Source organism: Brevundimonas sp. NPDC007368, from assembly GCF_042869015.1.
GTDB lineage: Bacteria > Pseudomonadota > Alphaproteobacteria > Caulobacterales > Caulobacteraceae > Brevundimonas.
Genome location: NZ_JBIAFA010000005.1, coordinates 53,541 through 66,869, shown reverse-complemented (window position 1 = coordinate 66,869; position 13,329 = coordinate 53,541). Strand labels below are relative to the sequence as shown.

Below are 13,329 nucleotides of genomic sequence, written 5' to 3'. Positions count from 1 at the left end.
AAGCTCCGGTGGTAGGGGATCATGCGGCGACGGCGCCGGGGCGGCCCGATTCCACGGTCCAGGATTTCAGGGTCGACAGGCTGGCCTTGGGATCGCGCACGTCGCTGATGACCTGATAGCGCGTGTCCATGCGGTCGGGGCGCACGTCGATCGACATATAGCCGCGCGGGCGGCTGTCGAAGAACTTGATCTGGGGATTGTTGGGCATGACGGCCATCAGGCCGTCGTAGCTGGGGCCGGTCGATGTGATGGAGGTGCCGACGAACTCGGTGGCCACGGTGGCCGACGACGGGTCGCGGCTGTCCAGCTTTACGTCATTGGTCCAGAAGGAGTGGTAGTCGCCGCTGAGGACCACGGGATTGGACGGCTTCAGCTCGGACAGGGCGCTGGTCAGGCGGTCGCGGGCGGCGGGGAAGCCGTCCCAGGTGTCGGTCCAGTAGCGGTTTTCCTCGGCCGGGCTGCGGGCCAGACGCAGGCCCGCCATGACCAGGTTCTGGCCCAGGATGTTCCAGCGCGCCTCGGCGCGGGCCAGGCCGTCGTAGAGCCAGCGCTCCTGCTCGAAGCCGAGGAAGGTGCGCGACGGATCCATGCGGTCGGTGCAGGTCGCGTCCGTGACGATCTGGCCCTTGCCGCCGTTGGCACCGTCGCTGCACGGCTGTTTCGAGCGGTACTGGCGGCCGTCCAGCATGAAGAACTCGGCCAGTTTGCCGTAGCGGACGCGGCGATAGATGGGCATCTGCATGGCGGCGCTCAGGCGCGTGCGGCGGATCGGCATGGCCTCGTAGAAGGCCTGATAGGCGGCGGCGCGGCGCTGCAGGAAGTCGGTGGGGGCGACGCCCGAGACCTTGGACCAGACGCCGGAATAGTCGTCCTGAACCTCGTGGTCGTCCCAGACGGCGAGGCAGGGAGCGGCGGCGTGCAGGCGCTGCAGGTTGGCGTCGGTGCGGTGCAGGGCGTAGCGGTTGCGATAGCCCGCCAGGGTCGTGGCTTCTTCCAGATTGTAGGGACGCACGACCTGATCGGCGCGGTCCGGCCCCAGGCTGTATTCATAGATGTAGTCGCCCAGGAACAGGGTCAGGTCCGGCGCCTCGTCGGCCATGTGGCCATAGGCGCTGAAATAGCCGCGCTCCCAGTGCGAGCAGGAGGCGACAGCCAGACGCAGGCGGTCGGCCTGGGCGTTCGGGGCGGGCGTGGTCAGGGCGCGACCCGTCGGGCTCTGCTGACCCTGGGCGGTGAAGCGGTACCAGTAGGGGCGGCCGGGGGCGAGGCCCGCGACCTCGACATGCAGGCTGTGCGCCGCGTCGGCCGAAGCGGTTGTGTCGCCGGCGGCGACGATGCGGCGGAACTGGTCGTCGGCGGCGACTTCCCAGCGCACGGGAACGGCGGCGGACAGGCCGCCCAGACCGTCGGCCGCCAGGGGATCGGCGGCCAGACGGGTCCAGATGACGAAGCCGTCGGGGGCGGGATCGCCGCTGGCGACGCCGAGCGGAAACAGATAGGCGCCGCCCGCCTGGGCCCGGCCGAAGCTGAGCACGGCGGGCGCGACGACCAGACCCGTCAGCAGGGCGCGGCGATCAAGGCGGGAGGGCGGGAAACTCATGGAAACAGACGGGTCCGTGGGAAACGGGAAAAGGCGGGGGCGAGCCGGCCGAAGCCGACCCGCCCCTTCGGGGGAGAGGGTTAGAAGTCCATCGACAGGCGCACGCCGTAGGTGCGGCCCTGGCTGGGCGAGGTGGTCGGGCGGGCAGAGCCGTTGAAGCCGTTGCGGGTCTCTTCGTAGTAGGTGTTGAAGAGGTTGCGGCCCCACAGGCCGACGCGCCAGTTGGCCCCGGTCGGGGCGACGCTGAAGTTGGCGTTCCACAACCAGTAGGCGTCGATGATCGACGAGGAACTGACCGAATACAGCTCGTCGCGATAGTTGTAGTTGGTTTCGGCGCGCAGATCCCAGCCGCCCACGCCCCAGTCATAGGCGATCGAGCCGCCGTAGTTCATCTTGGGGAAGGACAGGCGTTCGCCCGAACGGTCGTTGGCGATGATGACGTCCCACGGACCGTTGACCGGGTTGGCGGCGTCGGTCTTGGCGCCGTCGATGGCGAAGTATTCGTCATACTCGCCGGTCTTGTAGCCGATGTTCTGGCTGATGGTCAGGCCGTCCAGCGGAACCAAGGTCAGCTCGATCTCGCCGCCCATGATGTGCGACTTGGGCACATTGGTGATCTTGCCCAGACGGCCGGTCAGGCGGTCGTACTCTAGGCCCTGAACCTGCTGGTCCTTGTAGTCGTAGTAGAAGAGGGCGCCGTTCAGGCGCAGGCGGCGGTCGAACAGGTCCGACTTGATCCCGGCCTCATAGGCGATGACGATTTCCGGCTTGAACGGGGTCGCCGAGGTGGCGTTGTAGGTGGTGAAGCCGCCCGACTTCACCCCGCGCGCCACGCTGGCGTAGAACAGGGCGTCGTCGGTCAGCTTGTACTCCAGACCCAGACGGCCCGAGACCTCGTTCAGGTCGGTGTCATAGCTGGTCGTCGGCGGGGGCGGGTTGGGGGCGACGAAGGTGCCGCCGCTGTCCAGGGTCCGCTCTTCCGTTTCCCAGCGCAGGCCGGCGATCAGGTTCAGGCGCTCGTTCACCTGATAGGAGTTGTGGGTGAAGATCCCGAAGGCCGACACCGACTGGCCGTAGCCGGTGTTGATCAGGTTCGCGTTGCCCCGGAAGTTTGTATAGAAGCCGCCGTCGATGCTTTCGTCGGCATAGTGGGCGCCGACCATCCAGCTGAGCGGACCGTCGTCATTGGAGCTCAGACGCAGTTCCTGAGCAAAGACGTCGATGTCGTTGTAGAAGAAGACGTTCGACTCGTTGAAACGCGTGCCGTCCCAGTCGTTGAACTCGCTGCGCGAGAAGGTCTGATAGGCGGTGATCGAGGTCAGGTCTGCCCAGCCGAGATTGGCCTTGATGCGGGCGCTGACGTCAAAGCCGTCGTTGTCGCGGAAGGGCTTGGCGTTCAGGCCGACCCCGGCCACGGCCGCCATGGCGGGCGAGATGCCCCACCCGGTGATGCGCCAGGCGGTGTCCTTGGGATAGGTCACGGCGCCGCCCGAGACGGCGTACGGGCCCAGCAGGCGGAAGCCGCGGCCATCGGACTTGTCGATCGAATAGGTGGCGGCCAGGTCGATGGTGACGTCTTCGCTGGCGTCCCAGGTCAGGCGGCCGCGGAGGGCGGTCTTGTTCAGGTCGCCCAGCTTCTCGCCGGTGTCGCGGTGATACTGCCAGGCGCCGCCCTGTTCGGTGACGGCGGCCAGGCGGCCCAGCAGGTTGGGCGCGATCTGGCCCGAGACGTAGCCCTCGACCTTGTAGCGGTCGAAGGTCCCGTACTCGGCGTTGAAGCCGGCGCGGAAGTCGGCCGTCGGGGCGTTGGTGATGATGTTGACGGCGCCGCCGGTGGTGTTGCGGCCATAGAGGGTGCCCTGCGGCCCGCGCAGCACCTCCATCCGGGCGATGTCGAACAGGGCGCCCTGGGTGGTCACCGTATAGGGGTGGGCGACTTCATCGACATAGATGCCGACGGTCGAGGCGTTGTTCGAGGAGTATTCGCGCGCGCCGATGCCGCGGATGCGGAACTGGGGCTGGCCGCCGCCGAACTGGCTGTCGACCTCCATATTGGGGACGGCGTTCTCCAGGTCGTTGACGACCGAGATGCCTTTTTCGTCTAGTTGCTCGCCGCCGATGACGCTCAGCGAGACGCCGACGTCCTGGCTGGCCTGTTCGCGTCGTTGAGCAGTAACAATGATTTCTCCAATCGTCGTTGCGTTTTGATCATTGTTATTTGAAGTAGATTGAGCGGACGCGACAGACGATGCGGCAATCGTCAGGATACTGATGGAAGCGCTGAGCAGTAACTTGTTCATTTTATCCCCCTCGTCGTCGGTGATGGATTTATGGCGTACGACGAATGATCTGTGACAGGTGATCGATAAGCTCATCGATCTGCGCGCGGCTGATAATCAGCGGAGGCGACAGGGCGATGACATCTCCGGTCACGCGGATCAGAATTCCTTCGTCGAAGGCTGTGTGGAACACTTCCATGGCCCGGGCGCCGGGCGCGTCGGGGCGCGGCGCCAGTTCGATGGCGGCGACCATGCCCAGATTGCGGATGTCGATGACGTGCGGCAGCCCCCTCAGACTGTGCACGGCCTCTTCCCAGTAGGGCGCCATTTCGGTCGCGCGCGGGAACAGGCCTTCGTTCTCATAGACGTCCAGCGTGGCGAGCCCTGCGGCGGCGGCCAGCGGGTGGCCCGAATAGGTGTAGCCGTGGAAGAACTCGATGCCCGGCGCGGCGGCCTGATTGACCACGGCGTCATAGACCTCGCTGCGTACGCCGACCGCGCCCATCGGCACGGCGCCGTTGGTCAGCCCCTTGGCGCAGACCAGCAGGTCGGGAATGACGCCGAGGGTCTCGGACGCCGTGGCCCCGCCGACGCGGCCGAAGCCGGTGATGACCTCGTCGAAGATCAGCAGGATGCCGTGGCGGGCGGTGATCTCGCGCAGTCGCTCCAGATAGCCGACAGGCGGGACGATGACGCCCGCCGAGCCGGACATGGGCTCGACGATGACAGCGGCGATGGTCTCGGCGCCGTGCTCGGCGATCAGGACATCCAGTTCATCGGCCAGGTGCGCGCCCCAGGTCGGCTGGCCGCGCGAGAAGGCGGCTTCTTCCAGGTTCAGCGTGTGCGACAGGTGGTCGACGCCCGGCAGGGTCAGGAAGCCGCGCTTGTTGTTCTCCAGTCCGCCGACGGAAATGCCGCCGAAGCCGACGCCGTGGTAGCCCTTCTGTCGTCCGATCAGGCGGGTGCGGTTCTCGAAGCCGCGCGCACGCTGGCAGGCGAGGGCGATCTTCAGGGCGCTGTCGACGCCTTCCGAACCCGAGCCGGCGAAGAAGACGTGGTTGATGTCGGCGGGGAAGAGCATCCCCAGGCGGGCGGCCAGTTCGAAAACCAGGGGGTGCCCCAACTGGAAAGTCGGGGCGTAGTCGAGAACCTCGGCCTGATGCTGGATCGCCTCGACGATCGGCTTGCGGGCGTGGCCGGCGTTGACGCACCACAGGCCCGCCGTGCCGTCGAGGATCGGGCGACCGTCCGGGGTGAAGTAGTGCATGTCCCTGGCCGAGGCCAACAGCCGCGGATGCGCCTTGAAGCTGCGGTTCGCGGTGAACGGCATCCAGAAGGGATCAAGGTCGTTGGCGGCCCGTGCGGTCATGCAGACATCCTTTCAGAACGCCCAGTAGTCGATGAATGTCGGGGGAAGGGAAGCCTGTTATTCGCGCGCCGTAAGTCTTTGATTTGTTATGATTTGAGCGTCGCGCGATCAGGAAAGTGGGCGCCCCGATCAGGGGCGGGCTGGAAGGCGTACGGACACCTTCCAGCCCGGCGGCGATCCTCAATACTGCAAGCTGAGGCGTGCGCCGATCGTGCGCGGCCGACCCGGCTGGGCGATGTCGGCGCTGGTGAAGAAGTTGCGCGTCAGGTCGTATTCCTGATCGAACAGGTTGCGCGCCCAGAAGGTGACGGACCAGTTCGCGGTTTCCGGCCCCACGGTCACGCTGGCGTTGGCCAGCCAGTAGTCCGGCACGTCGTATTTGACGCCCAGCCACGAGGGGTATTCGTCACGGTAGCTGTAGTTGGTTTCGGCCGTGACGGCGAAGCCGCTGACGGTCCAGTCGTAGCTGATCGAACCGGCGTAGCTCCACGCGGGGAAGAGGATCGGGTCGCCCGCCTTGTCTTCAAAGACGGCCATGTTGGCGGCACGCGACGCGGGGACGTCGAGGGCTGCGTATTCGTCGTACTCGCCCTTCTTGTAGCTGAGCGACTGGCTGATCCGCAGGCCCTGGATAGGCTTGAGCACCGCCTCCAGTTCAGCCCCCCAGATGTGGGACGAAGGCACGTTGGTGAAGCGGCCGACGGGCCCGTTGGCGCCCCAGACCGCCGACAGAACCTGCTGGTCGGTGTAGTCGTAGTAGTAGGCTGCGCCGTTGATCTGAACGGCGCGCGAGGGATCGGCTTTGAAGCCGACTTCGTAAGCCCAGAGGATTTCCGGGTTGAAGGGCTCGATGCCGCTGCGATTGCCGGTGTTGTAGGTGGTGAAGCCGCCCGACTTGGCGCCCCGGCTGGCCGAGCCGTAGATCAGGACGTTGTCAGTCGGCTTGAACTCCAGCGCCGCCTTGCCGGTCAGGGGCGTCATCTTGGTGTCGACCGTGGTCGGGGGCAGGGCGGTGGCGCCGCCGAAGGCCGAGCCGAAGCCTTGAAGCTCGCGCGTCTCTTCCTCGTAGCGCAGGCCGACGATGGCCTTCCAGCGCTCGGCGAAGGCGTATTCAGCCTGACCGAACAGGCTCCAGGATTCGACCGACTGGTCATAGGTGACCTGGGCGTAGGTGCCGTAGATGTCGATGAAGTCCGAGAAGTAGCGCTCGTTCAGGTCCTGCTTGGAATAGTAGAAGCCGGCCACCCAGGTCAGGGCGCTGTCGTTGTCAGAGGCCAGGCGCAGTTCCTGCGAGAGCACGTCCACGTCGCTGCCGAAGAAGGTGTCGGCCTCGACCGAGGCGCTGGAATCCCAGTCGCCGTATTCGCTGCGGTCCAGGGTCTCGTAGCTGGTGATGCTGGTCAGGTTCATGCCCTTGAGCGCCAGGTTGGCGTTCAGCGACGTGCCCCAGGACGAGTTGTCGCGACCCGGCTTGTCCGTGACGTCGCGGCCGATCGAGGCGGCGAAGCGCGGCGACAGGCCCCATCCGGTCTTGGAGTGATCCTTGTCCGCGAGAATGGTCGGGCCGGTCCCGCCGCGCGTGCGCAGATCGCTGAGCAGGTAGAGGCCCAGGTTCTCGGACTTGTCGATCCCGCCATGAACGTCGAGCAGCAGGGACAGGCTCTCGCTCGGATCCCAGGCCAGCAGGGCGCGAGCGCCGGTGCGGTCGGCGTCGCCCAAGCTTTCGCCCGTCGTGCGGTTGCGCTGCCAGGCGCCGCCCTGCTCGGTCGAGACCGCCAGACGGCCACGCAGGCCGCCCGCCAGCGGGCCGGAGACATGGCCCTCGGCGCGGAACAGGTCGTGGCTGCCCCATTCGGTCATCAGGCCGGCCGACAGTTCCTCGGTCGGGCGCTTGGTGACGAAGCTGATGGCGCCGCCGGTGGTGTTGCGGCCGTAGAGGGTGCCTTGCGGCCCGCGCAGGACCTCGACCCGGTCGACGTCGAAGATCAGGCCCTGGGTCATGACCGGGACCGGATAGGCGACCTCGTTCACATAGACGCCGACGGTGGGCGAGTTGTTGGAGGCGTAGTCCTGGAAGCCGACGCCGCGCATCCGGAACTGGGCCGCGCCGCCGCCGAAGGCCGGTTCGACCTCGAGGTTGGGCGTGGCGTTCTGAAGCTGGTTGACGTTGGTGATGCCCTGCTGGACCAGGCTCTCGCCGCTGAGGACGCTCAGCGCGATGCCGACGTCCTGGGCAGCCTGCTCGCGGCGCTGGGCGGTGACGATGACTTCGTCGATCGTGGTGGCCCGGTCAGGCGGCGCCTGCTGGGCCATGGCGGTGGTGGAACACAGGGCTGCGAGCGCCCCGACGGATACGCTGACCAACAGACGATTCATCGTCTCATCCCTCCCATGACGCCGCGCGGACCTTTCTTCAGCGGTCTCGTTGCGGCCGAGGCGGAACGACGGTTCCGCCACCCGTAATCTATCCTCGGCCTCGGGGCGTTGTGCAATGCAGCAAGCCCTGCCTGTCCCTTGGCCGCCTCCCGGTGTCACTCCACTGTCACGCACGAAGTAGCTGGCGAAACGGGAAGATCGACAAGCCTGTTTCTTCGGGAGGCCAATGGGCTGAGAAGATGGGTAATTTTTTTTTTCTCGCTCAGTATTCTGAGCAAGTGCAACGCAGGGTCAGAAGGTCGGCGGGGTGCAGGCGCTGATGACGACGCAGGGGACGTCGCCGACGTTGCGGAAGCGGTGGGGCAGGGTGCTGGGGAAGAGGTAGCCGTCGCCGGCTTTCAGCACGCGCGACTGGCCGTCCACGGTGACTTCCAGGCGGCCGGAAATGATCAGCCCGCCCTCTTCGCCTTCGTGGGAGAGCATGACGCGGCCACTGTCCGATCCGGGCTGATAGGTCTCGTGCAAGATCTGCAGACTGCTGTCCTGACCCGAGCCGAGCTGGCGATAGGAGACCTCGCCGCGCGAGATGTCGGTCAGCTCGTCGTGGCGATAGAAGTGCTTGGTCGGGGTCTCGAACTCGGAGCTGAAGAACTCGCCGAGCGACACGCCGGCGGCGTCCAGCAGACGTTTCAGCGAGCCGACCGAGGGGCTGGTGCGGCCGCTTTCGACCAGGCTGACGGTGCTGGAGGGCACGCCCGCCTTGCGCGCCAGGGCGCGCTGCGACAGACCCAGCCGGTCCCGAAGGGCCCGCAGGCGCGGGCCGATGATGTTGTCGCCTTCGTCGCCGTCTCCACGCGCCATGTCGCTCATCCTCGCTTGCGGGTCAGCAGGTCGTAGGCCGCGCGGGCCATGACCTTGGCCGAGTTGGTCATGTCGTCGATCCCGACCCATTCGTCAGGCTGGTGCGCCAGGTCGAGCACGCCGGGTCCGTAGGCGATGCAGTCCTTCAACTTGCCGATGCGGTCGACGTGCTTCTGGTCATAGGTGCCGGGCGAGCAGACGAACTGGGCCTTGCGTCCCAGCACCGTCTCGATGGCGGCGGCGGTGGTGCTGGCCACCGGGCCGTCGCGGTCGGCCATGCTGGGGGCCACCTGGAACAGGTCGCGCATCTCGTAGCGGAAGCCGTGGCGCTGGGCCGCCAGCCCGTCGAGGATGGCCTTCACCTCGCCCTTCACATCCTCCAGCGTCTCTTCGATCAGGAAGCGGCGGTCGATGATCATGCGGCTGGAATCCGCCACGCAGGGCGCGGGCAGGCCGTCGAAGCCCTCGGCCTGACCGCCGTGGATGGAGTTGATGTTCATGGTCGACTGGCGCGCGCCCTCGGGCACGACCGGCATGTCGGAATGGCGGGCGGCCATGGCCGGGTAGAGCTTGGATTCAAACTCTTCCATCACCGCGCCCATGTGGCGGATGGCCGAGTCGCCGAGGAAGGGCATGGAGCCATGGGCGATGCGGCCCTTGGTCTCGATCTCGGCCCACCAGACGCCACGGTGGCCGATGCAGACCCGGTCCACGTTCAGCGGCTCGGGGATGATGACGTGGTTGACGCGCGGCTCGGAGAACCAGCCGCGCTCGGCCAGATAGGCCACGCCGCCGTAGCCGCCGGACTCCTCGTCCACCGTGCCGGAGATTTCCAGCGCGCCGGGCAGGGGCAGGCCCGAATCGATCAGGGCCTCCACCGCGATGATGGAGGCGGCCAGGCCCCCCTTCATGTCGCAGGCGCCCCGACCATACACCTTGCCGTCCTTCACCTCGCCGCCGAAGGGATCGACGGTCCAGCCGGCGCCGACCTCGACCACGTCGATGTGGCTGTTGAAGTGGACGCAGGGGCCCGGCTCGGATCCGGTCCAGCGGGCGATGACGTTGGTGCGCGGATACTGGTCGCTGTCGCCCGGCGCGCCTTCGCCGCGCACATATTCGACGGTGAAGCCGCGCTTCTTCAGCCGCTCGCCGATGTATTCGGCGCAGGGGCGATAGGCCTCGCCCGGCGGGTTGATGGTGGGGAAGCGGATCAGGTCCTGGGTCAGGGCGACCAGTTCGTCGGTGCGGCCGTCGATCAGGTCCATGACGGTCTGCAAGGTGGGGGCGCTCATCGGTCGATCCTCACGCGAACTGCGCGTCCAGCGCGGCCAGAACCGCGTCGGTCATCTGAAGGGTGGAGACGGGGGCGACGCCGGCTTCGGCGATGTCGGGGGTGCGGACGCCGCTGGACACGACCTGCCGCACGGCGCGCTCCAGCGCATCGGCCAGGTCGGCGCGGTCGAAGGACCAGCGCAGGCACAGGGCGAAGGACAGGATGGCGGCGATGGGATTGGCGACGCCTTGTCCGGCGATGTCGGGCGCCGAGCCGTGGATCGGCTCATACAGGCCCCGGCTGCGCCCCCCTTGTCCAAGGCCGGACAGGGAGGCCGAGGGCAGCAGGCCCAGCGATCCGGTCAGGGCCGCCGCGGCATCGGACAGGATGTCGCCGAACAGGTTGTCGGTGACGATGACGTCGAACTGGTCCGGTCGCCGGACCAGCTGCATGGCGCAGTTGTCGGCGTACATGTGCGACAGCTCCACGTCGGGATAGTCGGCGGCGACCTCGGTGGCCACGGTCCGCCACAGAGCGCCGGTCTCCATGACATTGGCCTTGTCGACCGAGCAGAGGCGGCGTTTGCGCGTGCGGGCCAACTCGAAGGCCGTGCGGCAGACGCGGGCGATCTCGGCTTCGGTATAGGCCTGGGTGTCATAGGCGCGGCGCTGGCCGTTCGCGTCCACCTCGTTGGCGCGCGGCAGGCTGAAATAGACCCCCGCCGTGGCCTCACGCACGATCAGGATGTCGAGGCCCCGGATCAGCTCGGGCTTTAGCGCCGAGGCGTCCAGCAGTTCGTCGAAACAGACGGCGGGGCGCAGGTTGGCGTAGAGGTCCAGCGCCTGACGCAGGCGCAGGATGCCCATCTCGGGCCGCTGGGCGCGGGGCAGGTGGTCCCACTTCGGCCCGCCGACGGCGCCGAACAGGACGGCGTCGGAGGCCAGGGCCTGATCGACCACGTCCTCGGCGATGGGCGCGCCCACGGCGTCGATGCTGGCGCCGCCTGCGAGGGCCTCGCTCAGTTCAATTCGCAGCCCGGCGTTGCGGCCGAACCAGTCGGCGACGCGCAGGGTCTCGCGAATGATCTCAGGTCCGATGCCGTCGCCGGGCAGGACCAGAAGCTTGAACGGGCGGTCAGATGCAACGGCCACCGTCGACCTCCATGGCCACGCCGGTGATCATCGAGGCGTCGTCCGAGCACAGGAAGGCGGCCGCGGCGCCCATGTCTTCCGGCGTCGAGAAGCGGCCGATGGGGATGGAGGCCAGGAACTTGGCCCGCACCTCGGGGGTGTCGGCGCCCATGAAGGTCTTGAGCAGGGGGGTGTCGCCCGCCACCGGGTTGAGCGCGTTCACCCGCACCTGGAAGGGCGCCAGTTCGACCGCCATGGCCCGCGTCGCCGTGATGACCCAGCCCTTGGAGGCGTTGTACCAGGTCAGGTTCGGGCGGGGGCTGACCCCGCCGGTCGAGGCGATGTTGAGGATGGCGCCAGCGCCCTGCGCCTTCATCGCCGGGACGAAGGCCTTCGACATCAGATAGATGGCGCGCATGTTGACGGCGGCGATGCGGTCGAAGGCCTCGTCCGACAGTTCGTCCAGCGGCTGCGGCGTGTGGCCGACGCCGGCGTTGTTGACCACGATGTCGACCCCGCCCAGCAGCCGGTCGGCGGTCTCGGCGAGCGCGGCGACGTCGGCGGCGCTGGACACGTCGACCTTGACGCCCAGATCGGCGTCGCCCAGTTCCGCCGCCAGGGCGCGGGCGGCGTCGCCGTTCAGGTCGGCGACGATGACGCGGGCGCCTTCCTCGGCGAAGCGGCGCGCGATGCCGGCGCCGAAGCCGGAGGCTCCGCCCGTGACGATCGCTCGCTTGCCCTCCAGCCGCTTCGATCTGTTCTCCCCCAAGACGCTACTCCCTTGCGCTATCCGTGATGGGCCGCGACGGTCTTGAGCGTGGTGAAGGCGTAGAGCGCCTCGAACCCCTTTTCGCGACCGTGACCCGACCTGCCGACGCCGCCGAAGGGCAGTTCGACCCCGCCCGCCGCGCCGTAGTTGTTGATGAAGACCTGTCCGGCCCGCAGCCGCTTGGCCAGCCGCATCTGCCGTCCGCCGTCGGCGGTCCAGACGCCTGCGACCAGGCCGTAATCGGTGCCGTTGGCGATGGCGACGGCATCCTCCTCAGTGTCAAAGGGAATGACGACCACGGCGGGGCCGAAGATTTCTTGCTGCGCCAGCGGATGGTCGGGCGCGACACCGGCGAACAGGGTCGGGGCGACATAGGCGCCGCCGGACGGCAGGTCGGCCAGGGGCGCCTGGGCGACGATCAGGCCGTCGGCGCGGCCCTTGTCGATGAAGCCCTCGACCATGGCCTGCTGTTTCCTGGACACCAGGGGGCCGACGTCGCGGTCGTCCATGGCCGGGCCGACGCTAAGGGCGCTGAAGCGCTCGGCCATGCGGCGCACCACCTCGTCATAGACGCCGCGCTGGACCAGGACGCGCGATCCGGCCGAGCAGGTCTGGCCCGCGTTCTGGACGCCCGCGTTGACGAGGAAGGGCAGGGCCTTGTCCAGATCGGCGTCGTCGAAGACCAGCTGGGGCGACTTGCCGCCCAGTTCCAGCGTCACCGGCACGGCGTTGACCGCCGCCGCCTGCTGGATGGCCACGCCCACGCCGGTCGAACCGGTAAAGGACAGATGGTTGATGCCCGGATGTGCCGCCAGCGCCGCGCCGGCTTCCGCGCCCGTGCCGGTCACGACGTTCAGCGCGCCTGCGGGCAGGCCGCAGTCGAAGGCGACATGGGCAAAGGCCAGGGCGGTCAGCGAGGCCTGCTCGGCGGGCTTCAGCACCACGGCGTTGCCGACGCACAGGGCCGCCACGACCGAGCGGCCGATGATCTGCATCGGATAGTTCCAGGGGATGATGTGGCCCGTCACGCCGTGCGGCTCGCGCAGGGTGTAGACGGTGTAGCCGTCCTGGAAGGGAATGGTCTCGCCGTGCAGCTTGTCGGCTGCACCTGCGTAGAATTCGAGATAGCGGGCCAGGGCGACGACGTCGTTACGGGCCTGCTTCAACGGCTTGCCGACGTCGAGGGCTTCCAGTTCCGCCAGCAGGTCGATGCGGGCTTCGACCTCGCGGCCCATGCGGGCCAGGATACGGCCGCGTTCAACCGCCGTCATGCGGCCCCAGTCGCCGTCGAAGGCGGCGCGGGCGGCCTGGACGGCGGCGTCCACGTCCTCTGACCGGCCTGCAGCGAGCGACCCCAGGGTTTCGCCGTTCGAGGGATTTTCGATCGGCAGAACGCCGCCGCCGACCGGCGCGCGCCACTGGCCGCCGATGAAGACCTGATCGGTAGGAAAGGGCGCGACCATCAAGCTCTGCTCATCCTCATCGCTCGCCGCCGCGAACGTTCGAAAGCCAGTGGGCCTGATTATGGATTATGCAACAAGCCCTTTTTGGTCTGGTTGCAAGTGCCTGATTTTACGTTCGACGTGATCGGAATTCTGATCGAAATGCGCGCCGGTGATCATCATCGAGCGGATCGACGAGGGCTCCGGTTGAGGGGCTCGACGCTGCGCGA

The 13,329-nt window shown here is 67.5% G+C and carries 9 protein-coding genes; all 9 read right to left on the bottom strand.

The window, feature by feature from the left end:
- Positions 1–19: 19 nt before the first annotated feature.
- The 9 genes from ACFYLW_RS11710 to ACFYLW_RS11670 all read right to left on the bottom strand — a co-directional run bounded on the left by ACFYLW_RS11710 (position 20) and on the right by ACFYLW_RS11670 (position 13,120).
- Positions 20–1,600, bottom strand: a complete 1,581-nt coding sequence (locus ACFYLW_RS11710; protein ID WP_390183056.1) for an alkaline phosphatase D family protein — start codon at positions 1,598–1,600, stop codon at positions 20–22.
- Positions 1,601–1,680: 80 nt separating this feature from the next.
- Positions 1,681–3,900, bottom strand: coding sequence for a TonB-dependent receptor (locus ACFYLW_RS11705; protein WP_390183055.1), 2,220 nt, complete (start codon positions 3,898–3,900; stop codon positions 1,681–1,683).
- Between the two features lie 28 nt (positions 3,901–3,928).
- Positions 3,929–5,248, bottom strand: a complete 1,320-nt coding sequence (locus ACFYLW_RS11700; RefSeq protein WP_390183054.1) for an aspartate aminotransferase family protein — start codon at positions 5,246–5,248, stop codon at positions 3,929–3,931.
- A gap of 180 nt (positions 5,249–5,428) precedes the next feature.
- Complete coding sequence (locus tag ACFYLW_RS11695) at positions 5,429–7,624, bottom strand: TonB-dependent receptor (protein ID WP_390183053.1); 2,196 nt, start codon at positions 7,622–7,624, stop codon at positions 5,429–5,431.
- A 291-nt stretch (positions 7,625–7,915) separates the two neighbouring features.
- Entirely contained in the window at positions 7,916–8,485 is a 570-nt protein-coding gene (locus ACFYLW_RS11690; RefSeq protein ID WP_390183052.1) for a cupin domain-containing protein, read from the bottom strand.
- Positions 8,486–8,490: 5 nt separating this feature from the next.
- The gene (locus tag ACFYLW_RS11685) at positions 8,491–9,777 is read right to left on the bottom strand and encodes an acetylornithine deacetylase/succinyl-diaminopimelate desuccinylase family protein (RefSeq protein ID WP_390183051.1); all 1,287 of its coding nucleotides are present in this window, start codon (positions 9,775–9,777) and stop codon (positions 8,491–8,493) included.
- 10 nt (positions 9,778–9,787) lie between these two features.
- Positions 9,788–10,909, bottom strand: coding sequence for a 3-isopropylmalate dehydrogenase (gene leuB, locus ACFYLW_RS11680; protein ID WP_390183050.1), 1,122 nt, complete (start codon positions 10,907–10,909; stop codon positions 9,788–9,790).
- A complete protein-coding gene (locus ACFYLW_RS11675; RefSeq protein ID WP_390183049.1) occupies positions 10,893–11,657 on the bottom strand; it encodes a glucose 1-dehydrogenase in 765 nt (254 codons plus the stop codon). Before ACFYLW_RS11675 ends, leuB begins: the two co-directional genes overlap by 17 nt.
- Positions 11,658–11,674: 17 nt before the next feature.
- Complete coding sequence (locus ACFYLW_RS11670; protein ID WP_390183048.1) at positions 11,675–13,120, bottom strand: aldehyde dehydrogenase family protein; 1,446 nt, start codon at positions 13,118–13,120, stop codon at positions 11,675–11,677.
- Between the last annotated feature and the right edge of the window lie 209 nt (positions 13,121–13,329).